The 21,163-nt window shown below is 67.9% G+C and carries 18 protein-coding genes, 1 tRNA gene and 1 other RNA gene; 7 read left to right on the top strand and 13 right to left on the bottom strand.

Annotated elements, in window-relative coordinates:
• Positions 1 to 139: 139 nt before the first annotated feature.
• From AC1MEQ_RS09850 to AC1MEQ_RS09840, 3 genes are all read right to left on the bottom strand, one after another.
• On the bottom strand, positions 140 to 469 hold the full coding sequence (locus tag AC1MEQ_RS09850) for a YciI family protein (RefSeq protein WP_479790276.1): 330 nt from the start codon (positions 467 to 469) through the stop codon (positions 140 to 142).
• Positions 470 to 627: 158 nt separating this feature from the next.
• Positions 628 to 1,272, bottom strand: a complete 645-nt coding sequence (locus AC1MEQ_RS09845) for a hypothetical protein (protein WP_479790275.1) — start codon at positions 1,270 to 1,272, stop codon at positions 628 to 630.
• Between the two features lie 175 nt (positions 1,273 to 1,447).
• Complete coding sequence (locus AC1MEQ_RS09840; protein WP_479790273.1) at positions 1,448 to 2,734, bottom strand: aspartate kinase; 1,287 nt, start codon at positions 2,732 to 2,734, stop codon at positions 1,448 to 1,450.
• A 236-nt stretch (positions 2,735 to 2,970) separates the two neighbouring features.
• Between AC1MEQ_RS09840 and AC1MEQ_RS09835 the strand changes: the two genes are divergently transcribed.
• Both AC1MEQ_RS09835 and AC1MEQ_RS09830 read left to right on the top strand, forming a co-directional pair.
• Positions 2,971 to 3,972: an ABC transporter ATP-binding protein gene (locus tag AC1MEQ_RS09835; protein WP_479790271.1), complete on the top strand. Its 1,002-nt coding sequence runs from the start codon at positions 2,971 to 2,973 to the stop codon at positions 3,970 to 3,972.
• Positions 3,969 to 5,183, top strand: coding sequence for an ABC transporter permease (locus tag AC1MEQ_RS09830; protein ID WP_479790269.1), 1,215 nt, complete (start codon positions 3,969 to 3,971; stop codon positions 5,181 to 5,183). The genes AC1MEQ_RS09835 and AC1MEQ_RS09830 overlap by 4 nt, the downstream gene beginning before the upstream one ends.
• A 69-nt stretch (positions 5,184 to 5,252) precedes the next feature.
• On the opposite strand, the gene ehuA is transcribed toward AC1MEQ_RS09830, so the two are convergent.
• From ehuA to ehuB, 4 genes are all read right to left on the bottom strand, one after another.
• Complete coding sequence (gene ehuA, locus AC1MEQ_RS09825; protein WP_479796104.1) at positions 5,253 to 6,038, bottom strand: ectoine/hydroxyectoine ABC transporter ATP-binding protein EhuA; 786 nt, start codon at positions 6,036 to 6,038, stop codon at positions 5,253 to 5,255.
• Positions 6,039 to 6,084: 46 nt separating this feature from the next.
• The gene (gene ehuD / locus AC1MEQ_RS09820; RefSeq protein ID WP_479790267.1) at positions 6,085 to 6,747 is read right to left on the bottom strand and encodes an ectoine/hydroxyectoine ABC transporter permease subunit EhuD; all 663 of its coding nucleotides are present in this window, start codon (positions 6,745 to 6,747) and stop codon (positions 6,085 to 6,087) included.
• On the bottom strand, positions 6,744 to 7,472 hold the full coding sequence (gene ehuC / locus AC1MEQ_RS09815; protein ID WP_479790265.1) for an ectoine/hydroxyectoine ABC transporter permease subunit EhuC: 729 nt from the start codon (positions 7,470 to 7,472) through the stop codon (positions 6,744 to 6,746). The genes ehuD and ehuC overlap by 4 nt, the downstream gene beginning before the upstream one ends.
• A gap of 127 nt (positions 7,473 to 7,599) precedes the next feature.
• The gene (ehuB, locus tag AC1MEQ_RS09810; protein ID WP_479790263.1) at positions 7,600 to 8,541 is read right to left on the bottom strand and encodes an ectoine/hydroxyectoine ABC transporter substrate-binding protein EhuB; all 942 of its coding nucleotides are present in this window, start codon (positions 8,539 to 8,541) and stop codon (positions 7,600 to 7,602) included.
• Positions 8,542 to 8,928: 387 nt separating this feature from the next.
• Between ehuB and AC1MEQ_RS09805 the strand changes: the two genes are divergently transcribed.
• Positions 8,929 to 9,666, top strand: a complete 738-nt coding sequence (locus AC1MEQ_RS09805; RefSeq protein WP_479790262.1) for a GntR family transcriptional regulator — start codon at positions 8,929 to 8,931, stop codon at positions 9,664 to 9,666.
• A 59-nt stretch (positions 9,667 to 9,725) separates the two neighbouring features.
• On the top strand, positions 9,726 to 10,307 hold the full coding sequence (locus AC1MEQ_RS09800) for a DinB family protein (protein WP_479790260.1): 582 nt from the start codon (positions 9,726 to 9,728) through the stop codon (positions 10,305 to 10,307).
• A gap of 19 nt (positions 10,308 to 10,326) precedes the next feature.
• Here AC1MEQ_RS09800 and recR read toward each other — a convergent pair whose 3' ends face one another.
• From recR to gluQRS, 3 genes are read right to left on the bottom strand one after another with little or no spacing between them, the layout of a single operon-like run.
• Complete coding sequence (gene recR, locus AC1MEQ_RS09795; protein ID WP_479790258.1) at positions 10,327 to 10,923, bottom strand: recombination mediator RecR; 597 nt, start codon at positions 10,921 to 10,923, stop codon at positions 10,327 to 10,329.
• 44 nt (positions 10,924 to 10,967) lie between these two features.
• Positions 10,968 to 14,234, bottom strand: a complete 3,267-nt coding sequence (locus AC1MEQ_RS09790; protein WP_479790256.1) for a DNA polymerase III subunit gamma and tau — start codon at positions 14,232 to 14,234, stop codon at positions 10,968 to 10,970.
• A 28-nt stretch (positions 14,235 to 14,262) separates the two neighbouring features.
• A complete protein-coding gene (gluQRS, locus tag AC1MEQ_RS09785; protein WP_479790255.1) occupies positions 14,263 to 15,198 on the bottom strand; it encodes a tRNA glutamyl-Q(34) synthetase GluQRS in 936 nt (311 codons plus the stop codon).
• A 153-nt stretch (positions 15,199 to 15,351) separates the two neighbouring features.
• Here gluQRS and AC1MEQ_RS09780 point away from each other — a divergent pair, with 153 nt between their 5' ends.
• The gene (locus tag AC1MEQ_RS09780; RefSeq protein WP_479790253.1) at positions 15,352 to 15,729 is read left to right on the top strand and encodes a VOC family protein; all 378 of its coding nucleotides are present in this window, start codon (positions 15,352 to 15,354) and stop codon (positions 15,727 to 15,729) included.
• A 31-nt stretch (positions 15,730 to 15,760) separates the two neighbouring features.
• Here AC1MEQ_RS09780 and ffs read toward each other — a convergent pair.
• Positions 15,761 to 15,857, bottom strand: an RNA gene (gene ffs, locus AC1MEQ_RS09775) — signal recognition particle sRNA small type.
• A 292-nt stretch (positions 15,858 to 16,149) separates the two neighbouring features.
• On the opposite strand from ffs, the gene AC1MEQ_RS09770 reads away from it, so the two are divergent.
• Positions 16,150 to 16,234 (top strand) — tRNA-Ser (locus tag AC1MEQ_RS09770).
• Positions 16,235 to 16,384: 150 nt separating this feature from the next.
• Positions 16,385 to 18,349: an aconitate hydratase gene (locus tag AC1MEQ_RS09765; RefSeq protein ID WP_479790251.1), complete on the top strand. Its 1,965-nt coding sequence runs from the start codon at positions 16,385 to 16,387 to the stop codon at positions 18,347 to 18,349.
• A 68-nt stretch (positions 18,350 to 18,417) separates the two neighbouring features.
• Here AC1MEQ_RS09765 and AC1MEQ_RS09760 read toward each other — a convergent pair whose 3' ends face one another.
• A complete protein-coding gene (locus tag AC1MEQ_RS09760; RefSeq protein ID WP_479790249.1) occupies positions 18,418 to 20,136 on the bottom strand; it encodes an ABC transporter ATP-binding protein in 1,719 nt (572 codons plus the stop codon).
• Positions 20,133 to 21,161, bottom strand: coding sequence for an ABC transporter permease (locus AC1MEQ_RS09755; RefSeq protein WP_479790247.1), 1,029 nt, complete (start codon positions 21,159 to 21,161; stop codon positions 20,133 to 20,135). The genes AC1MEQ_RS09760 and AC1MEQ_RS09755 overlap by 4 nt, the downstream gene beginning before the upstream one ends.
• Between the last annotated feature and the right edge of the window lie 2 nt (positions 21,162 to 21,163).

Here is a 21,163-nt window from a genome sequence, read left to right as displayed (position 1 = left end):
GACGCAAAACCATGCCCTCATAGGGGCTTTCCACACTCTCTACGGACTGCATCGCAGGCTTTCGATCGCCCATGCGTGTGGCAAATATGTGCTGCACCTTGGAGGAACCCAGGTCCCGCAATCCGCGCAGGGCATTCACTTAGGCGTCGGGGTCGTCCATGGTCTCTCGGACCTCCTGAGCGCAGCGGCAGGCAACGGCAATCCTGGCAGCCCACTCCAGTGCTTCTGCATGGGATTCGACCTCGATGACCGAGAATCCGCCGGTGTGCCCGGTGCGTTGTGTGTTGTCCACCGACCCATCGGTGCCCACGATGCCGACCTCGTGGCTATCGATCCCGCCACCAATGATCCACACACCGGCGGCCTGGGCCGGCCCGACCACGGCATGCGCGGCGCCGTCGACGGCGGGTAGTTCCTCTGTCGGGAATCTCATGTCCACGTCGTTGAACGAGATCAGGTACCGCCTCATGTTCGGGCCTCCCTTCGCAGCGGGTCCCGCCCGCTGGCGGTTGACGTGGACGAATGGGAACTAGGAAAACGTCGCTGTCTTCCTCGAATGCGGTCAGTCCATCCGTGTTTGCGCGTGCTGATGAGAGCGCGAAGACAGCCGGATACCGTCGGGATCCATCAGGCATCCGGCGCGGTAGCATCCCCGCGGTTTCGCTTCAGGGCATTGGCGTCGAGAAAACGGCCGGCACTGCGGAATGTCCGGATGGTATAGGCGAATACACCCACACTTACCAGGAAGACGAGGGACCACATGATCCACATCACCGGGCCGGGGAAGCTGATCGCGAAAGCGGCGGCCATGAACAGGGAGCCGACGGTGGTGGACAACGTCAGCGAACCGCTGGCCCTGAATTGAGCCGCGGCACCCCGGAGAACCGGCAAGTGTTCCGGCGTCACGGGTATCCGGCCGAGAATCTGGTCGACGACCCACTTCGCGTCCGGCTTGTCCAGCCACAGGGTGACCGGTAGCCGTTGCGGTTGGACGAGTGGGCGGATCTGCCGCCACCAATAGGCATAGCCGCCGATCATGCTGACCACCGCCACCAACAGGAATCCTGCCTGAAGGCCCTGTAGGGGACCGGAAGACCCGTCATTCAGCAGGCGGATGCCGATGAAGCCCACACCGAATGAGGCGAGCGCTAGGGCAGGCAACCACATGGTGAAGTAGCGGCGCACGGCTGCCCCCACGCCGTGGTCCTCGACGCCTTCCGCGAGTTGGGCGGCCTTGGCCCAGGCCCTTTCGGAACGGTCGTTGGCGCGCATCCGGGGCTCCTTGTCCAACGCTCGTGCCGGCGATCGGTAACCCTCCCCACTGTGTTCCACGAACCCGACGCTGTCCAGATGCCGGGGCACAGGATCCCTCCCGCCTGCTCTCCCCACGCACGGCGAAGGCCCCGCCCGGTCGGAACCGGACGGGGCCTCCACAGGGAAGCGGAGCCTAGCGGCCGGTGCCGCCGTGGACCTCGGCCTCGGTGTCGCCGTCGAGCTCGAATGCACCGTGGACCGCGCGCACCGCGGTGTCCAGCAGGTCGGCGTCGGTGACGATCGAGATGCGGATCTCCGAGGTGGAGATCATGTTGACGTTCACCCCTGCCTGCTGCAGCGCCTCGAAGAACCGGAAGGAGACGCCCGGGTTCGAGCGCATCCCGGCACCGATGAGCGAGAGCTTGCCGATCTTGTCGTTATAGGAGATGCTCTCGAAGCCGATCTCCGCCTGCGCTGCCTCCAGGGCGGTCATCGCGTCCTTGCCCTCGAGGATCGGCAGGGTGAAGGAGATATCGGTTTTGCCGGTCTCGGCCTTCGAGATGTTCTGCACGATCATGTCGATGTTCACGTTGGCGCCGGCGATGACGCCGAAGATCTGAGCGGCCGAGCCCGGGACGTCGGGGACACCGACCACGGTGACCTTTGCTTCGGAACGGTCGTGGGCAACGCCGGAGATGATGGGCTGTTCCATGGGTTCTCCCTCTTGGATCTTGATGTTGTCGTCGGGGCTGGGCAACACCCAGGTCCCCTCATGGTCGGTGAAGGACGAGCGCACATGCAGCGGCACACCGAAGCGGCGGGCGTACTCGACGCAGCGCAGGTGCAGGATCTTGGCGCCCGAGGCGGCCATTTCCAGCATCTCCTCACTGGAGATGGTGTCGATCTTCTGGGCCGTGTGCACGATCCGCGGGTCGGCGGTGTAGATGCCGTCGACGTCCGTGTAGATCTCGCACACGTCGGCGTTGAGGGCGGCGGCGAGGGCCACCGCGGTGGTGTCGGATCCGCCGCGGCCCATCGTGGTGATGTTGTTCGATTCGCGGCTCATGCCCTGGAAACCGGCGACGATCGAGATGTAGCCGCGGTCGATCGCCTGGCGCACCCGGTGGGGGGAAACGTCGATGATGCGGGCCTTGCCGTGCACCGCGTCGGTGATCATGCCGGCCTGGGAGCCGGTGAACGAGACGGCTTGGCCGCCGCTGGAATCGATGGACATGGCCAGCAGGGCCATGGAAATGCGTTCGCCCGCGGACAACAACATGTCCATTTCACGGGCTGGGGGCGCGTCGGTGAGCTGCCCCGCGAGATCGAGCAGCTCATCGGTGGTGTCGCCCATGGCCGAAACCACGGCGACGACGTCGTTCCCGGCCGCCTTGGTGGCGAGGATCCGGGCCGCGACGCGTTTGATGCCTTCGGCATCGGAAACCGACGAACCGCCGAACTTCTGGACAATCAGGCTCATGCGTTTTGCACACTCCACTGGGTTGAGGACAGGACGGCCCACCGCCAACCCGGCTGGGCACATGCATAACCAGTGTAACGACGCCGCGGCGCGGTGCGCCGGTCGCGTGACCGCGAGCGGTCATAATGCGCCCCCGGCATCCTCCCCGGGGATGATTCGCGCGGTCGCCGCGCTGCATAGGATGGGCGCAACGAACCCTGCGCACGAGCCGCCGGGACGCGGAGGCGGGGGAGAACATGGGCACCCAGGCAACACGGCACGACGGCGGGGGGCCGGCGACGGCGGACACGGAACGCCTCGGGGTCCTCGCCACCGGGTTGGCCCGGTCCTTCGGGACGGTCCACGCGGTGGAGGCCATCGACTTCACCGCCCGGCCCGGGGAAGTCACCGCGCTGATTGGACCCAACGGATCGGGCAAGACGACGCTGCTGCTCATGCTCGCCTCGCTGCTGGCCCCCGACGCCGGAAGCATCAGGATCTGCGGCATCGACCCGGCCGCCGATCCCCGCGGGGCCAGGGCGCAGCTGGGCTGGATGCCGGACACCCTCGGCGTGTGGGAGGAGCTGACCGCCCACGAGATCCTGACGATGATGGGCCGGCTGTACGGGGCGTCCAAGGCGGCGGCCGTGGCCCGCGCCGACGAGCTGCTGGAGCTCGTGATGCTCGTACCCTTCGCCACCCGCCCGGCCCGGGTGCTCTCCCGCGGACAACAGCAACGCCTCTCGCTGGCCCGGGCGCTCGTCAACGACCCGCAGGTCCTGCTGCTCGATGAGCCCGCCTCCGGCCTGGACCCCGGGGCGCGGATCGACCTGCGCAACCTGCTCCGCGACCTGGCTGGCCGGGGTAAGGCCGTCGTGGTCAGCTCCCATGTGCTGGCCGAACTCGACGAGATGGCCGACCGCGCGGTGTTCATCGCCGGTGGCCGCAGTGTCCGCGCGTTGACCGTCGACGACGCCGGCGCCCGGCAGCGCCGCTATTCCATCCAGTCATCCGACCCGGCAGCCCTGGCCGCCGAGCTCTCCGCCGCCGGTGTGGATGCGGTCGTGGCCGACGGGCACCGCCGCAAGCCCACGGTGGTGCGCCTGGACTCGGAGCCCGCCGCGGCTGGGCTGCTGCGCCGCCTGGTGCTGGCTGGCGTGCCGGTCACCGCCTTCGGACCCAGCGCCGGTGCGTTGGAGGAATCGTATGTGAGCAGTCTCGAACCAGTCGATACGGACGAGCCAGGTGGCACGCGATGAGCACGACGACGGCCCCGACCCGGCCAACACTGGGCTACTTCTCCGGTATCGGCACGGTCTTCCGGATGGAGACGCGACAGCGCCTGCGGACACGCGGCTGGTACATCCTGCTGGCTGTCTGGTTCGTGGTCATCGGCGTGGTGGCGGCGTTGGCCGCGTTGACCGCCGGGGCCTGGGCGCCGGACTCCGGCGATGTCGGATTCGTTGCCGGCAGCGGCGTCGGACAGGTCATGTTCGAGTTGGTCATCGCGTTCGTACTGTTCTTCGGGCTCCTGGTCGGCCCGGCGCTGTCGGCCAATACGGTCAGTGGCGACCGGTCTGCCGGGACATTGGCCGTCCTGCAGAACACGTTGCTGACACCCGGCCAGATCCTGGCGGGCAAATGGCTGGCCGCGTGGGTCTCCTCATTGGCGTTCCTGGTGGTATCCCTGCCGATGATCGTCTGGGCCGTGACCTATGGAGACGTCTACCTTCCGGCGGTACCCGTCTTCCTGCTGATGACCGCCGTCGAATTGGGTGTTGTCTGCGCCATCGGCGTCGGGGTCTCCGCCCGGGCCGGGCGGCCGCTCTTCGCCGTGGTGTCCACCTATCTGCTGGTCGCCCTGCTGGCCCTGGGAACGGCCATCGCCTACGGATTGTCCTTCCAGCTGGTCGAGGAGCAGGTCACGGTCTCCGCCCAGGTCTGGCCTGATGATCCATGGTCGAAGGTCCAGTACAACGGCGCCGGCGAGGCGGTCGACGCGCAGGGGCAGGTCATCGAGGACCAGGAGGCGTACTTCGCGAAGATCCAGCAGGAAGCGGACTCCTACGTTCGGGACCCCAACGCCTACGTCTGCGGACCGGATACCTACCAGACCAGCATCTTCCACACCGAACGGATCACGTGGCTGCTGGCGGCCAACCCCTTCGTGGTCATCGCCGACGGGGTGCCGACCCGCGCATCCACCCGGCCGCAGGCGGACTCGGGCGTCATGCACTCCCTGAGCGAGGGGGTCCGTGGGTCTCAGGCCGGCCTGCCCGGGGAGGCCCCCTGCCTGGACGGCAGGAAACAAGACGTGGCGGTGTCGGCAGAGACCGGCCCGGCGGGGACCCCGCTGTGGCCGTTGGGTTTGCTGGTGCAGCTCTGCCTGGCGGCGCTGCTGCTGCTGTTGGGCCGGCGGCGGCTGCGGACCCCCGTCCGGAGCCTTCCGCGGGGGACCCGGATCGCCTGAACGCCGGGGTGTTCGCGCGGTGAAGACGCGTGGGCCGCCACCTCCCCCCGGGGAGCGGCCCACGCGCGTCTAATGGGTGCCGATCGTTCCGTCGGCGTCGCCGAGCACTGCGTGCAGGAAGTCCTTGGTGCGCTGGTGTTTGGGGCTGCTGAACATGACGTCCGGTGCGGCCTCCTCGACGATCTTCCCGCCGTCGAACATCAGCACCCGGTTGGAGACGTCACGGGCGAACTGCATCTCGTGGGTGACGATCAGCATCGTGATGTCGGTGGTATCTGCGATGTTGCGCAGGATCCCCAGGACTTCGCCGACGATCTCCGGGTCGAGTGCACTGGTGACCTCGTCAAGCAGAAGGATCTCGGGGTCCATGGCCAGCGCACGGGCGATCGCCACACGCTGCTGCTGGCCACCGGAGAGGGAAGTCGGATGCGCGTCGGCCTTGTCGGAGAGCCCGACCTTTTCCAACAGCTCCTTGGCCTTGGCGCTGGCTTCGGACTTCGACTGGCCAAGTACGTGCACCGGCGCCTCGATGATGTTCTCCAGCACCGTCATGTTCGGGAAGAGGTTGAACTGCTGGAAGACCATGCCGATCCGCTGGCGGATCCGCTTCTGCTCCTTCTTGCTGCGTTCGACCCGCTTGCCGTTGCGTTCCTCGTGGGTGAGTGGCTCCCCGTTGACGAAGATGTATCCGCCGGTGGCCTCCTCCAGCGTCATGACCAGGCGCAGGATCGTGGTCTTGCCGGACCCGGAGGGGCCGATGAGGGTGACCCGGTCGCCCTTGGCAACACTGAAGTTCAGGTCGTGGAGCACCACGTTGTCGCCGAACGCCTTGTCGACGTCGCGGAACTCGATCACCGGGGCGGCGGCGCGGTTGCCCCGCGTGCCGGCGTCAACTGCGGTATCAGGTGTTGAAGGCAAGGCGCTTTTCCAATCTGCCGATGAGGAGTGAAGTGGGGTAGCTGGCCAGCAGGAAGATGACGCCCACCAGGGTCAGCGGTTCGATGTACCGATAGGTGTTTCCGCCGTAGATCAGACCAGCGTTGACCATTTCGACGACACCGATGACCAACAGGAAGGGGGTGTCCTTGAACATGGAGACCGCATAGTTGCCCAGGGCGGGGATGGTGGCGCGTAGGGCCTGCGGGATGATGACGGCGGTCCAGGTGCGGCGGGTGGACATCGACAAGGCCGTCGTTGCCTCCCATTGCCCCTTCGGCACGGCGTCGATGCCTGCCCGGTAGACCTCGGACATGTAGGTGGAGTAGTGGATGCCGAAGATGATCACGCCGATGGTCAGGGCGTCCAGTGACAGGAACGTGTAGTAGGCGAACAGCAGCTGGACCACGATCGGGGTCATGCGGATGAAGTTGGCGATCCATTTCACGGTTTCGGCGACCGGGCGCGGGCTGATGCGCATCACCATGGCGATGACCAGGCCCAGGACCGCGGCGATCAGCGTCGAGAGCACGGTGACCACGAGGGTGACCTTCAGGAACTGCTCCAACAGGGTGGGCAGGACTTCCCAGACGGTTTCCGAGTGCCATTCGAAGGCGGCGGGGATCATACTGCCCCTCCGGTCCTGGTGGTTGGCGTGGGCGCGGGCGAGAGGACCTTTCGCAGCGTGAGGCCCTGGCCGAGCTTGCGCTTGGCCCGGTTCTCCAGTGCGTTCATCAGGAACGTGAGGATCAGGGCGATGATGAAGTAGCTCAGGAGGCCGACCACTCCATAGGCGAAGATGGTGTCCGTGACGCGCTTGAGCTGGTCCAGGTGGTAGGTGAAGTCGGCGATGGTGATGAAGCTGACGATGGCCGTGCCCTTCATCAGGTGGATGAGCAGGTTGGACAGCGAGGGGATCATCAGCGCCCAGGCCTGCGGGAAGATGATCCGGTACATCCGCTGGACCGGGCCTAGGCTCAGCGCCGTGGTGGCTTCCCACTGCCCGGTGGGCACGGAGTTGATGGATCCGCGGACCACTTCCGCCCCGTAGGCCCCGTAGTTCAGGCCCAGCGCGAGGACGCCCACGACCAGGGGATGCATGTTGACGCCGAGCAGCGGCAGGACGAAGAACAGCCAGAACAGCTGGACCACGAGCGAGGTGCCGCGGAAGAACTCGACGACGATGCGTGCCGGGAACCGCGCCAGGCGACTTGGGTGGGCCGCGGCGAGGCCAAGGATGACGGCGAGGATGAAGGCGGCGAGGCCGCCGAGGACGGTGAGCTCGACGGTCACCCACAGGCCGTCGAGGAGACGGGGGAGGGCTTCACCAAGCGCCGCTAGTTTCTGGTCCACGGAGGATGGACTCCTTCAGCTGTTCAGGTGGATCGGCAGTAGCCGGTTGATGCGGTGGCCCCGGCCCGGATGAGGTCGGGGCCACCCTCGTGCAGCAGCCGGAAGGCGATCCCCGGCTACCCTCCTGCTACTTGGCCGGAGCGCCCTTGCAGAGTTCCTCGGTGGTCAGGTCCTGGGGCGGCAGGTTCTCTGCGGTGAAGCCGTATTCGCCGACCACGTCGAGGTAGGACTTCTCCGATGAGGTGATCTTGTCCAGCCCCTCGTTGTAGGCCTTGCGCAGTTCCTCGTCGCCCTGGGCGAAGACAGCGGTGCCGGCACCGACCTGCGGCACGCCGTCGATGCTTTGCACGAAGGCGTCGGTGACGTCGACCTTGGCATCGGGGTTCTGGTCGGCCATGAAGTTCAGCGAGATCGCCGTCATGGCGAAGGCGTCGGCACGGCCGTTGTTCACGGTGTCCATCCCGGTCTGCGCGTCGGGGACGGACTGGACCTTGAGGCCCAGTGACTTGGCGTAGCCGGCCTCGATGCCGCCAGCCAGGACGGCAAGCTTGATGTCCTCGCCGCCGTCTTCCTTCTTCTTCACGGAGTCGAGGTCGGTCAGCCCCTTGGGGTTGCCCTTCTGGACCATCAGCGCGGTGGTGTACATGATCGCTGGATCGGCGAAGTCGGCGTTCGCGCAACGATCCGGCAGGATGGACATGCCCGCGCTGACGGCATCGAAGCGGCCGGCGGTCAGACCCGGGATCAGGCTGTTCCAGTCGACCAGGACGGTCTTGACGTCCTTGATGCCCATGTCACCGTAGATCTTCTTGGCCAGGGCGATGGTCGCGCCGGTGGCCTTGCCGTCCTTCTCGTACGAGTAGGGGGCCTCGCCCGCGATGGCGACGGTGATCGAGCCCTTGTCCTTCAGGGACTGCAGGTGCCCCTCGCCGGCCTGTGCCGTACCGGAGCCGCCACCGCCGTCGCCCTCTGTCGTCGTGGAGCCTCCGCAACCGCTGAGGGCGAGTGAGAGCGAGGCGAGGATGGCGCCGGATGCCAGCAGTGAACGTCGACGGAAAGTGCGTGTCATGGTGTACCCCTTTTCAGGTGACGGGTTCCGGACTGGCCGAGCCTCCCCCCAGGGCGGCGCCGCCAGCGTCGGGTAAACCCGACCGGATGGTGCAGAGTGGTGTAAATCACGCTAGTCATGAAAGGGTCAATTGACAATCCAACGTTCCGGATATCGGATTGTCGACAATTATCAATATTAATCCGTCCGATCCCTGATTTGGCGGGGTTTATTGACGCTTTGACCGACGCTTGCAGGGTGCGATGTGCCCTGCAAGGCATCGTCACGATTAAGTTACGATCGATCAGCAACGGCCTTCGAGCGCAATTCCTGTCGGAGGATCCGTGTGTCACATGTCCCCAGAACGGAGTCCCCATGCCCACGGCCCAGCCATCGAAGGCACCGAGCATGGCCCGTGTCCAGCGCTCCTCGACGGTCGATCTGATCACCGACCAATTGCGCAAGGCGATCTACGAGGGACTCATCCTCCCTGGTGCCCAACTCCATGAGGCGCTCATTGCGGAACAACTCGGCGTCAGCCGCGGCTCGCTCCGGGAATCTGCCCAGCGGTTGGTCCAGGACGGTCTCCTGGTGGCGCGTCAGGGCCAGGGACTGCGCGTGGCCACGGTACGCATCGAGGACCTCGAGAACTTGTATGCCACCCGGCTCGTCGTCGAAGCTGCTGCCCTCCGCATCCTGGCGGGATTGCGGATCGCCGGGGAACGTCGGCGCCGGTTGGTCCCCGCCAGTAAGCTGTTGGATCGTCTGGAGGGGTTGGGGGGACAGACCGTCGCCGCGGAAACCCCTCGGACGATCGGCAACACGGATCTGGAGCTGCACTTCGAAATCGTGCGGGCCGCGGGAAACCTGCGCCTGTGCCGCTACATGTCCTCGCTGGTCATGGAAACCCGGTTGGCCAGCCTTGGACATCCGAAAGGCTACATCGTACGTACCGACGTCCATGCCGTGCACCGCGAGCGCCTGGACCTCGTCATCGCCGGTGACGGGGAGGCGGCAGTGGCCCAACTCGAAGCACATTTTGCCGACACCGTCGGCCGGCTGACCGGCCGACCGCCCGGACCAGTTGCCACCGCCGTCGTCGACATCAGCGAGGGCGACCGGCAGTGGGGGTCGATCGGCTCCTGACCTCGTGGTCGGCAGCCGGAGGGGTGACGGACGCGGGTCCGCGTCCTACGCTGAATCCCATGCTGACACCGAAGGAAGTCCTCACCCGCTACCTGCAGAACCAACGTGATGCGCTGCTCTGGAAACTGGAAGGGCTGGACGAGTACGATCTTCGCCGTCCCCTGACCGGAACCGGGACCAACCTCCTGGGGTTGGTCAAGCATCTGGCCAGTGTGGAGTACGGCTACTTCGGTGACGTCTTCGGCCGGCCCGCACCGGAACCGATGCCGTGGACGGAGGAGGGTTCGGAGGACAACGCCGACATGTTCGCCACGGTTGACCAGAGCGCCGAATGGGTCCTCGGCTTCTACCGGCGGGCTTGCCAGCATGCCGACGAGACGATCGGGGCCCTCGATTTGGACGCGGAGGGGTTCGTTCCCTGGTGGGGCCCGGAACGCGGACACACGAACCTGCAACGGCTGCTGGTCCACATGATCGCCGAGACCGCCCGTCATGCCGGCCATGCGGACATCGTCCGCGAGGCCATCGACGGGGCGGCGGGGCTCTCCAACGGCAATGACAACCTTCCGCCGGGTGATGCGGGCTACTGGGATGGTTACCGCGCCAGCCTGCAGGGGATCGCCGAGCAGTTCCGGGGCTGACCGCCAGAACAGCCGTCCGTCAGGACATGACGCGGCGGCCCTCGAAGGCCCGCCCCAGGGTGACCTCGTCGGCATACTCCAGGTCCCCGCCGACCGGCAAACCGGAAGCCAGTCGGGAGATCTTGATGCCGATGGTGGAGAGCATGCGGGCCAGGTAGGTCGCCGTCGCCTCGCCCTCCAGGTTCGGGTCGGTGGCGATGATGACCTCGGAGATCTTGTCGTCGTGCAGGCGGCCCAACAATTCGCGGATGTGCAACTGGTCGGGTCCGACGCCGGCAATCGGATTGATGGAGCCGCCAAGCACGTGGTATTTGCCGCGGAAGGACCGGGTGCGTTCGACGGCCATGACGTCCTTGGACTCCTCGACCACGCACAGGATCGTCTCGTCCCGGCGGGGATCCCGGCAGATGCTGCAGGTCTCGTCCTCGGTGACGTTGAAGCACACCGAGCAGAACTTCACCTTGTCCTTGACCGCGCGGATGGCATCGGCCAGCCGGTTCATGTCCTCGCGGTCGGCCTCCAGGATGTGGAAGGCGATCCGCTGGGCGGATTTGGGGCCGATGCCGGGCAGCCGACCGAACTCGTCGATCAGCTCTTGGACTGCACCTTCGTACACGAAACCTCACACTGCAAAAGTCGGATGACGGTCCCGCGGGGAACCTAGATGACCGGGGTCCCGTCGTGGTTGCGCTCCTCGATCAGGCGGCCGTTGAGCAGCCGCTCGATTGCCGATCGGCCGACCACCCCGGATTCCTCGATGGAGACGTCATCATCGCTGGGAATGTCCTCAACGTACTTCGATTCTACGTCCACCGGGCCGCCGCGTGGCGCTGCCCCGCCGCCCGGCCGGGTGCCGGTGGTGGATCCGGTGCCGTGAGCCTCCTTGGCTTGTGCCTGGTTCAACAACTGCTGGTACCGGCTCATCGGCTTGCCCGGGGTCGCGGCTGGCGCCTCCACCGGTGGGGGCGTCGGGGAGGGGGCGGACGACGGCGCTGCAACATCTCCCGGGGCTGGTGCGGCGGCATTGCCCGGCGCGGGCGCAGCGGGCGCAGCGGGAGCGGAGGGAGCAGGAGCTGCCGGGGCGGCCGGGCGCTCGGCTGCGGCGGCAACACGACGCGCGGGATCGGCAGGTTCCACGGGGGCTGGCCCGGCGGGCCGTTGCCACGTCTCACCCTCCGGGTCGGTGCCACCGCGGGTGGGCGGCTCCCGTGCCGGGGGCGGGGTTGGCTGCGGGGCCGACGGCGCATCCCACGGTGCAACCGGCACCGTGTCGCTGCCCCAGTCGTAGCCGCCGTCGTCTTCGGGCTCGGGGCCGAAGTCGGTGGGTTCCTCGGGTTGGTCGGGGCCAGCAGAACCACGGTTCGTCTGGGTAGGCGGCGTCGTGGCTCGCCGTTGCCGCAGGGCGGCCGCCGGGCCCGTGGCTGCCGGGCCACCGGGCTCGGGACGGGGGGCGGTGGGCTGCGCCGCTGCAACTGGCGGTGGAGACGATTTGGGTGGTCCCGGGGTTGCCGGCTCCGAGTCCGGGGATTCCAGGCCGCGCTTCGCTGGGGTGGTGGCCGGGGCCGGCGCTGCAGCAGATGCGTGGTCCGGTTGTACGGCAGCCGGTTGCGCGGCGTCCGGTTGCGCGGCGGCGTCGGCACTGCCGGCGGGGCGCGGCGCGGCAGCATTGTCCGGTTCATCGTGTTCGGTCCGGGCACCCGAGGCGGGGCCGGAGGCCGGGCGCTGGGGCTCGCCCTGGGCGCGGGGCTGCGCTACCGGACCGCGGGACGCCGGCGCTGGCCGGCGCTCAACTTTTGGGCCAGAACCACCCGCCGGAGCGGAACCCCCGGCAGTGATGACGATCTCCGGGGTGAGCCCCAGGATCTTGTTGATGCTGCGTTGGAGCAGCTCGATGTTGTCTTGCTTGGCGGAGAAGGCCTTCATGGGGCCCGGGTTGGCAAATGCCACCGTCAGCGTTCGGCCGTCGTACCCGGCCAGGGAGGCATGGGGCTGGATCGTCAGCCAGACGAACTTCTTTTCCTCACGGAGGGCATCCATGATTTCCGGCCAGGCCCGCCGGAACATCTCGACCGTGCCGGCGGCACCCGAGTGCACTGCGGCGGGCGCGGCGTCGTGTGGCGTTTCGCCCGCAGGGCCGGCGGCGGCAGGTGCCTGCGTCTGAGGTGAAGCGGCCGGGGACGACGGAGCAGCAGAGGCATCGGGTGTTTGCGGTTGACCGGAGGCGGTCTCGGCGGTCACCGGAGCCGGGCCAGCTGACGACGGTGTCGGGGCGTCGTCGACCGGCCCCCACGTCCCACCCCACTCGGGTGAGGTTTCGGATGCAGCAGGGCGGGGTTCCGCCGCAGCGGGTGCCGCTTCCGGGGGAGCCGTCGCCGGGGTGTCCGGTGCCGTGGGGCCCGGACCGTCGGAGGTCCAGCGTTCATCGCCGGTGCCCGGAGTGGTGGGCTCGTCGGAGGTATCGGAGGTATCCGGTGCGTCAGATGCGGCCGGCAAGTTCGGTGCCGGTGCAGGCTCCGGGGTGGCCTCGGCCGTGGATGCCACGGGGGCGACCGGGGCCGTACGTGCGGCGGCCGGTGCGGCCTCGGCCGGCTGGTCCTTGCCGCGGGCGGTCCGGAGGGCCTCACGCACCGCGGCGGCGCCCTGGGGACCGGCCGCGGATTCAAAGCCAGTGGCAACCGGGGAGGCACCGCCGTCGTGCACTGGAATGGCCGTGCTGCCGGCTTCCGCCGCGGGTGATCCGGCGGGGACCTCGGGGACGTCGCCGGCGTAGCTGAGCCGGCGTTCGATGCGGTCCACCCGGGCGTTGACGCCGCGTTCGGTGGTGTCGGAGGTCGGGAGCAGCAGCCGGGCGCAGAGCAGTTCCAGGTGCAGGCGGGGGCTGGTGGCACCGGTCATCTCGGTGAGCGCCTGGTTGGTGACGTCGGCGCTGCGGCTGAGTTCGGCGTGGCCGAGCAGCGAGGCCTGCTGGTTCATGCGGTGCAGCTGGTCCTCGGGCAGGCCGCGGATGACCTGGGCGGCGCTTTCGGGCATGGCCTTGACGATGATCAGGTCGCGGAAGCGCTCGAGCAGGTCCTCGACGAAACGGCGCGGATCGTGTCCGGTCTGGATGACCCGGTCGACCGCAGAGAAGACGGTGGCGGCGTCCTGGGCGGCCATCGCATCGACGACGTCGTCCAGCAGGGAGGCGTGCGTGTAGCCGAGCAGGGAGACGGCGAGCTCGTAGTCCAGCCCGTCGGGGCCGGCACCGGCGATGAGCTGATCCAGCACCGAGAGCGAATCGCGGACCGAGCCTTCCCCCGCGCGGATGACCAGCGAGAGCACGCCCGGGGCGACGTGGACGTTTTCCTGAGCGCAGAGGCGTTCGAGGTAGGCCATCAGGGGTTCGGGCGGGACGAGCCGGAACGGGTAATGGTGGGTGCGCGAGCGGATGGTGCCGATGACCTTGTCCGGCTCCGTGGTCGCGAAGATGAACTTGATGTGTTCCGGCGGCTCCTCGACGATCTTCAACAGGGCGTTGAACCCGGCGGAGGTGACCATGTGGGCCTCGTCGATGATGAAGATCTTGTAGCGGTCGCGGACCGGGGCGAAGGTGGCGCGTTCGCGCAGGTCGCGGGCGTCGTCGACACCGCCGTGGGAGGCCGCGTCGATCTCGATGACGTCCAGCGACCCCGAGCCGCCGGTGGCCAGTTCGAGGCAGCTGTCGCATTGCCCGCAGGGGATCGCCGTCGGGCCCTGGGCGCAGTTCAGGCAGCGCGCCAGGATGCGGGCCGACGTGGTCTTGCCGCAGCCGCGCGGGCCGGAAAAAAGATAGGCGTGGTTGACCCGGTTCTTGGACAGGGCCGCCATCAGGGGAGTGGTGACATGCTCCTGCCCGATCACGTCCGCGAAGGTGTCCGGACGATAGCGACGGTAAAGGGCTGTACTCACGCCCTGAAGCCTATCCGGTCGGCGGGGCTCATTGCATCCCTCCGGCGGTCGCGGGGAACCCGGCGAAGACCCACGGTTCGCGGGGCAGCAGTGCGGGGTCGAACGCCTCCAGCGCCTGGGCCAACCCCCCACCGGGAAGGCCCACCGACTCCAGCAGCACGGAGCGCACGTGTCCGGCGGTGACGCCGTCGTGGCGCAGCCGGGCGAGTGTGACGGATCCGTCGCGTTTGGCCAGCCGTTTCCCCTCCTCGTTGAGCACCAGGGGGACATGGGCGTACTGCGGGAGCGCGACGTCGGAGCCGGCGCCCGGGACCGCCGCCAGACCGGCCAGCACGGTGGCCAGATGGGCCTGCCGCGGGGTGGAGGGCAGCAGGTCATCGCCGCGGACGACCTGGTCGATTCCCTGCAGGGCGTCGTCGACGACGACGGCGAGGTTGTAGGCCGGCACGCCGTCGTTGCGCACCACCACGAAGTCGTCGACAACTCCGGTGTAGCGCCCGTGCAGCACGTCCGTGATGGTGAACTCGGCGATGTCGGTCCGCAGGCGCAGCGCCGCCGGGCGTCCGGCCCGTCGCCGGGAGCGTTCGACCTCACTGAGGTCCCGGCAGGTGCCCGGATAGGCTCCGGGGGCGGCATGCGGTGCCGAGGGTGCCTCGGCGATGTCGCGGCGCGTGCAGAAGCACTCGTAGAGCAATCCGGCCCCGTCCAGCATGGCGATGGCCGCGCGGTAGCCGGCGGTGCGCCCGGTCTGGCGGACCACCGGGCCGTCCCAGTCCAGGCCGATGGCGCGCAGATCGGCCAGCTGGACCGCTTCGGCACCGGCGCGGGCACGGTCCAGGTCCTCGACGCGCACCAGGAAGCCGCGGCCCGTGGAACGGGCGAAGAGCCAGGCCAGCAGGGCGGTGCGCAGGTTGCCCAGATGCAGCTCGCCGGACGGGCTGGGGGCATAGCGTCCGGCGCCCATGGTGGCCTCCTGGCAGATGGTGGTTCGTGGTGGCCCCTCCGTGCCCGGGACCCGTCCCAGATTACGGCACAGCGGCCATTGGCCGGCGGGCGCCCAGGCCTTGTGGGGGAGGGGTGGGCGTGGCAGGATCTGCGCGAGGAAAGGTGGATGCTCATGGAACGGGTGACAGGGATCGGCGGGTTCTTCTTCCGCGCCGAGGATCCCGAGGGACTGGCCGGGTGGTATGCGACCATGCTCGGCGTCGACCGCGTGCCGCAGACGATGGACGACGAGCCGTGGACGCAGGAGGCCGGAACCACGGCGTTTGCCCCGATGGGCCGGGAAACGACCCTGTTGGGCGATGCGTCCCGGTCCTGGTCGATCAATTTCAGGGTCCGCGACCTGACGGCCATGGTCGAACAGTTGCGGGATGCCGGCATCGCGGTCGAGGTCGACCCGGAGGCGTATGCGATGGGCCGTTTCGCCAGCCTGGCGGATCCGGAGGGGAACGTCGTCCAGTTATGGGAGCCGGGCGGGCCCGCGGCCGGGTAGCCGGGGGCGATGCGGGTGGGCGTGCGGGAAAAGTAAAGACCCCTCATGCACCTGCCAGAGCCCGCCTACCCTTGCTACCTTCCGGTCCTGGGGGAGTTCGGCGGGATGACACCACATGAGGGGCCGACGAATAGTCTACCTGACATCAGGGTGTGTCCTGTCCGCCGCTTGCCCTCCCCGGTGCGGTCGCTTCTCACTCCTTCAGCCACTTTTGGGGTTCGGGAGTGTGGGCGTGGAGCGTCCCGCGGTGGGCAGGGCGATGACGCTGCAGGCGGTGGTGGTGAGGAGGACGGCCGCTCCGGCACCTGTCACCCCCCTGGCCTGACGGCCCCGTGCCGCCGGGGGATGGGGCCGGGAGCGGCCCGATTCGGCCTATGGGGAATTGTCCGGTACGCTGGAACCTGCTCTTTTGGGCAATCTGGAGGATTCGCCTAGCGGCCTATGGCGCACGCCTGGAACGCGTGTTGGGTTCACGCCCTCGGGGGTTCAAATCCCCCATCCTCCGCGGATACAAAAGCGGCTCCGACAGGGAACGACGTCGGAGCCGCTTTTGTCTGCCCGGCACCACCCCTGTTTGCTTCCGCACTTTGTGCCTAGCATGGTCTTGGGTCCGCAGCCGGCCCGGTGGCGGACCGCCAGCCGGAGGGGAACCACCATGACCACGCAGCCCACCCAAACGCCAGCACGCAACGTCGCCGAGCAGTTGATCGCCTCGCACCTCGTGGAGGGGGAGATGACGCCCGGCACCGAAGTCGGCATCGCCATCGACCAGACGTTGACGCAGGACGCCACGGGCACCATGGTCATGCTGGAGCTCGAGGCGATGGGCCTGGACCGGGTGAAGACCGAGGTTTCGGCCCAGTACGTCGACCACAACCTGCTGCAGACCGATGAGAAGAACCCCGAAGACCACCTGTTCCTGCAATCGGCGGCCCAGCGGTTCGGCCTCTGGTACTCCAAGGCGGGCAACGGGGTGTCCCACCCGGTCCACCAGTCGCGGTTCGGCAAGCCCGGGGCGACCATGGTGGGCTCCGACTCACACACCTGTGCTGCCGGGGCGATCGGCATGCTGGCCGTCGGCGTCGGAGGGCTCGAGGTGGCCATGGCGATGGCCGGCGAACCGCTGTATGTCACCATGCCGGAGATCTGGGGCATCGAGCTGACCGGCACGTTGCCCGATTGGGTGTCGGCGAAGGACGTGATCCTGGAGATGCTGCGCCGGCACGGCGTGAAGGGCGGTGTCGGCCGGATCATCGAATACCACGGCCCCGGGCTGGAGGGCCTGACGGCGATGGACCGGCACGTCATCGCGAACATGGGTGCCGAACTCGGTGCCACCACCACCGTGTTTCCCGCAGACGACGCGGTGCGCGACTACCTCGCGGCCGTCGGACGCGCCGATGACTTCACGGAGCTGACCGCCGATGCCGGGGCCACCTACGACGTCACCGACTCCATCGACCTCTCCACGCTCGAACCGCTCATCGCCAAGCCGTCCTCGCCCGGCAACGTGGTCACCGTGGCCGAAGCCGCCGGCGAGGAGGTCTTCCAGGTGGTCGTCGGTTCCTCCGCGAACCCCGGCCTGCGCGACTTCGCCGTCTTCGCCGACATCCTGTCCGGACGCCAGGCCCACCCGCAGGTCTCCGTCGACGTGAACCCCACGTCCCGCGAAGTCCTGGCCGACCTCATCGCCGGCGGCTGGCTGAGCAGCCTGGTCGGCGCCGGCGCCCGCATCCACCAATCGGGCTGCATGGGCTGCATCGGCATGGGGCAGGCTCCCGCAACGGGCCGGAACAGCCTGCGCACCATGCCCCGGAACTTCCCCGGCCGCTCCGGGACGGAGGAGGATGCCGTCTGGCTGTGCTCCCCGGAAACCGCTGCGGCGGCCGCCCTGACCGGCAAGATCACCGACCCGCGCGATCTGGGCCGCGACCTCGGCCTTGCCTATCCACGCCCCGACCTGCCGAAGACGTTCAGCCAGCACACCGACATGCTCCAACCACCGCTGGCGCCGGAGGAGGCCTCCGCCGTCGAACTGGTCAAGGGATCCAACATCTCATCCCTGCCCGATTTCGACGCGATCGCCGACGACCTGGACCTGCCCATCCTGCTCCAGATGGACGACAACGTCTCCACCGACGAGATCATGCCGGCCGGCTCGCGCGTGCTGCCGTTCCGCAGCAACATCCCCAAGATCGCCGAGTTCAGCTTCACCCGCATCGACGCCGAGTACCCGGCCCATGCGAAGGACGCGGAGGGGGGCCACGCCGTCGTCGCCGGGGAGAACTACGGCCAGGGATCCTCGCGCGAACACGCGGTCATTGCCCCGCGCTACCTCGGCCTGCGGGTCGTGGTCGCGAAGTCCTTCGCCCGCATCCACTGGCAGAACCTGGCCAACTTCGGCATCCTCGCCCTGGAATTCAGCGATCCCGCCGATTACGACGACGGTGCCCCGGGAGCGCGGCTGGTCATCAGCGGGGTGCATGGACAGCTCACCTCAGGTAACGACATCTCCGCCACCCTGGGAGGAAAGGACGTCACGCTGCGGCACAAACTCTCCGAGCGGCAGGTCGCGATGGTGCTGGCCGGTGGCCGGATCCCCGCGGCCGCCAAGGGATAGCCCGACATACAGCAGGCCCCCGGAGTGCTCCGGGGGCCTGCTGTCGGGCGAAAATTGCGAACTGCGGGTCAGCCCCGTAGCAGGTCGCGGTTGGCGGCCCGGCGTCGTGCCTGCTCGGCCGGATCCGGGACCGGCAGCGAGGCGATCAGGCGCCGGGTGTAATCATGTTGGGGGTTGCCCATGATCTGGTTGCCGATGCCCTCCTCGACCAGCTTGCCCCGGTAGAGGACGCCGACCCAGTCCGCGAGCATGTCGACGACCGCCAGGTCATGGCTGATGAACAGGGCCGCGAAGCCATATTCCCGCTGGATCTCCTTGAACAGTTCCAACACGGTGGCCTGCACGGACACGTCCAGCGCGCTGGTCGGCTCGTCGGCGACCAGCAACTTCGGGTTCAGCGCCAGGGCCCGGGCCAGGCTGGCCCGTTGCCGCTGTCCGCCCGAGAGCTCATGTGGATAGCGGTCGACGAACCGGCCCGGAAGCTGGACCGCATCCATCAACTCCCGCACCCGCGCGCGGGCCTTGGCGGAAGTGGTCGCCTCGTGGACCCATAACGGCTCGGCCACGCACTCGCCGATGGTCAGGTGCGGGTTGAACGAGGCGGCAGGATCCTGGAAGACGAAGCCGATGTCCTTACGCAGCGGCTTAAAGGTGCGCTCGCGGAAATCGCGCATCTCGTAGCCCAGGACCTCCAGGCTGCCGCCGGTGATCTTGTTCAGACCCGCAATGGAGCGTCCGATCGTCGTCTTACCAGATCCGGATTCGCCGACCAGCCCGTAGACCTCGCCGGCGGAAATCTGGAACGAGACCTTGTCGACCGCGTGGAAGCTGGACTTGCCGATGCCGCCGGGGAATTCGACGTCGAGGTCCGTCGCACGGACCAGGACCTCGGCGTCGGCGTGGGCGCGTTCCAGCAGACCGGCGGAGGCCGAGTTGCGGCCCAGATGCGGCACCGCACCGAGCAGTTCGCGGGTGTACTCCTGCCGGGGGTTGGCGAACAGCTCCGCCACCGGTGCCTCTTCCACCACGTCTCCGCGGTACATCACCACCACCCGGTCCGCCAGATCGGCGACGACGCCCATGTTGTGGGTGATGAGCACGATCGAGGTCCCGTCGCGGGTCTGCAGTTCGCGGAGCAGATCCAGGATCTCGGCCTGGACGGTGACATCGAGGGCCGTGGTCGGTTCATCGGCCACGATCAGCCCGGGATTCAAGGCCAGGGCCGCTGCAATAACCACGCGCTGCTTCTGCCCGCCGGAGAACTGGTGGGGGTAGTAGTCCACGCGCCGTTCCGGATCCGGGATGCCGACCTTGGACAACGCCTCGATGGCGCGGGCCTTGGCTTCCTTCCGCGAGACCCGGGTACCGGAGCCGGCGTGGGCGCGGATCCCCTCGGCGATCTGCCATCCGACCGTGTGGACCGGGTTCAACGCGGTGGAGGGTTCCTGGAACACCATGGCGACGTCGCGGCCGCGCAGTGCCCGCAGCTGGCCGGGGCTGACCGAGATGACATCGGCGCCGTTGACCAGCACGACGCCCGAGCTGGTCGCTGTTTCGGGCAATAGCCCCAGGATCGTCTTGGCGGTGACCGTCTTGCCCGAACCGGATTCGCCGACGATCGCGACGACCTCGCCGGGGGCGACATCCAGGCTCACGTCGTTGACGGCGTGGACGTCGCCACCGTCGGTCGCGAAGGTCACCTCCAATCCGGAGATGGACAGGACGGGCCCGGAGCCGGTTCCGGTTGCCGTTCCCCGGGGGGTTCCGGGCTCAGTTGCGTGGCTCATTTGGCCGCCTCCATTCCGGTTCCATCAACATCGGCCGCGGTCGGCACGTTGCCGCCGCGGGGCTTGTTCCGTCCGGCACGGCGCCGGCCGCGCAGCCGCGGGTCGTTCAGGTCGTTCATGGACTCACCCACGAGGGTCAGGCCGAGCACCGTCAACACGATGGCGAGGCCGGGGAAGAGCCCGGTCCACCAGATGCCGCTGGTGGCATCGGAGAGGGCCTTGTTCAAGTCGTATCCCCATTCGGAGGCCGAGGTGGGTTCGATGCCGAAGCCGAGGAAGCCCAGACCGGCGAGGGTCAGGATGGATTCGGCGGCGTTGAGGGTGAAGATCAACGGCATCGTGCGGGTCGCATTGGGAAAGACGTGCCGCGCGATGATGCGGACGTTCGAGGTACCGATCACCTTGGCCGATTCCACGAATGGTTCGGCCTTGAGGCGGATCGTTTCGGCGCGGGCCACCCGGAAGTACTGGGGGATGAAGACCACGGTGATCGAGATGGCTGCCGCCATGATCCCGCCGAACAGGCTGGATTGCCCGCCGCTGATCACGATCGACATCACGATGGCCAGCAGCAGTGCTGGGAAGGCATAGATCGCATCGGCGACCACCACGAGCACGCGGTCGACCCAACCGCCGAGGTAGCCGGAAACCAGCCCCAGGATCACCCCGGCGAAGATCGACAGGAGGACACCCAGGATGATGACCAGTGCCGCCGTCTGGGCTCCCCACACCACGCGGGAGAAGACGTCGTATCCGCCCACGGTCGTTCCCCAGATGTGGGCTGCGGACGGAGCCATCTGGGATCCGAAGCGGCCGGCCTCATCGGCGGCCTGCGCGTAGCCGTAGGGGGCGATCAGGGGCGCGAAAATCGCGGTCAGGAAGAAGAGCCCCGACAGGACGAGGCCGATGACCAGCATCGTGCGCTGCAGCCCGACGCTCTTGCGCAGGTGCGAGATGATGGGCAGTCGCTGCCACCGGGGTTGCCGGACGGACTGCGGGGTGGGCGCCATGGTGGTGGAGGTCATGG

This window comes from Arthrobacter sp. ASL1 (genome assembly GCF_056680475.1).
The sequence above is the reverse complement of the archived record's forward strand: the minus strand, read 5'-3'. Positions and strand labels throughout refer to the sequence as shown.

Bases quoted from the DNA above. Each gene is read 5' to 3' on its own strand.
- AC1MEQ_RS09850 (WP_479790276.1), bottom strand. From the start codon at position 469: ATGAGGCGGTACCTGATCTCGTTCAACGACGTGGACATGAGATTCCCG.
- AC1MEQ_RS09845 (WP_479790275.1), bottom strand. From the start codon at position 1,272: ATGCGCGCCAACGACCGTTCCGAAAGGGCCTGGGCCAAGGCCGCCCAA.
- AC1MEQ_RS09840 (WP_479790273.1), bottom strand. From the start codon at position 2,734: ATGAGCCTGATTGTCCAGAAGTTCGGCGGTTCGTCGGTTTCCGATGCC.
- AC1MEQ_RS09835 (WP_479790271.1), top strand. From the start codon at position 2,971: ATGGGCACCCAGGCAACACGGCACGACGGCGGGGGGCCGGCGACGGCG.
- AC1MEQ_RS09830 (WP_479790269.1), top strand. From the start codon at position 3,969: ATGAGCACGACGACGGCCCCGACCCGGCCAACACTGGGCTACTTCTCC.
- ehuD (WP_479790267.1), bottom strand. From the start codon at position 6,747: ATGATCCCCGCCGCCTTCGAATGGCACTCGGAAACCGTCTGGGAAGTC.
- ehuB (WP_479790263.1), bottom strand. From the start codon at position 8,541: ATGACACGCACTTTCCGTCGACGTTCACTGCTGGCATCCGGCGCCATC.
- AC1MEQ_RS09805 (WP_479790262.1), top strand. From the start codon at position 8,929: ATGGCCCGTGTCCAGCGCTCCTCGACGGTCGATCTGATCACCGACCAA.
- AC1MEQ_RS09800 (WP_479790260.1), top strand. From the start codon at position 9,726: ATGCTGACACCGAAGGAAGTCCTCACCCGCTACCTGCAGAACCAACGT.
- gluQRS (WP_479790255.1), bottom strand. From the start codon at position 15,198: ATGGGCGCCGGACGCTATGCCCCCAGCCCGTCCGGCGAGCTGCATCTG.
- AC1MEQ_RS09780 (WP_479790253.1), top strand. From the start codon at position 15,352: ATGGAACGGGTGACAGGGATCGGCGGGTTCTTCTTCCGCGCCGAGGAT.
- AC1MEQ_RS09765 (WP_479790251.1), top strand. From the start codon at position 16,385: ATGACCACGCAGCCCACCCAAACGCCAGCACGCAACGTCGCCGAGCAG.
- AC1MEQ_RS09760 (WP_479790249.1), bottom strand. From the start codon at position 20,136: ATGAGCCACGCAACTGAGCCCGGAACCCCCCGGGGAACGGCAACCGGA.
- AC1MEQ_RS09755 (WP_479790247.1), bottom strand. From the start codon at position 21,161: ATGACCTCCACCACCATGGCGCCCACCCCGCAGTCCGTCCGGCAACCC.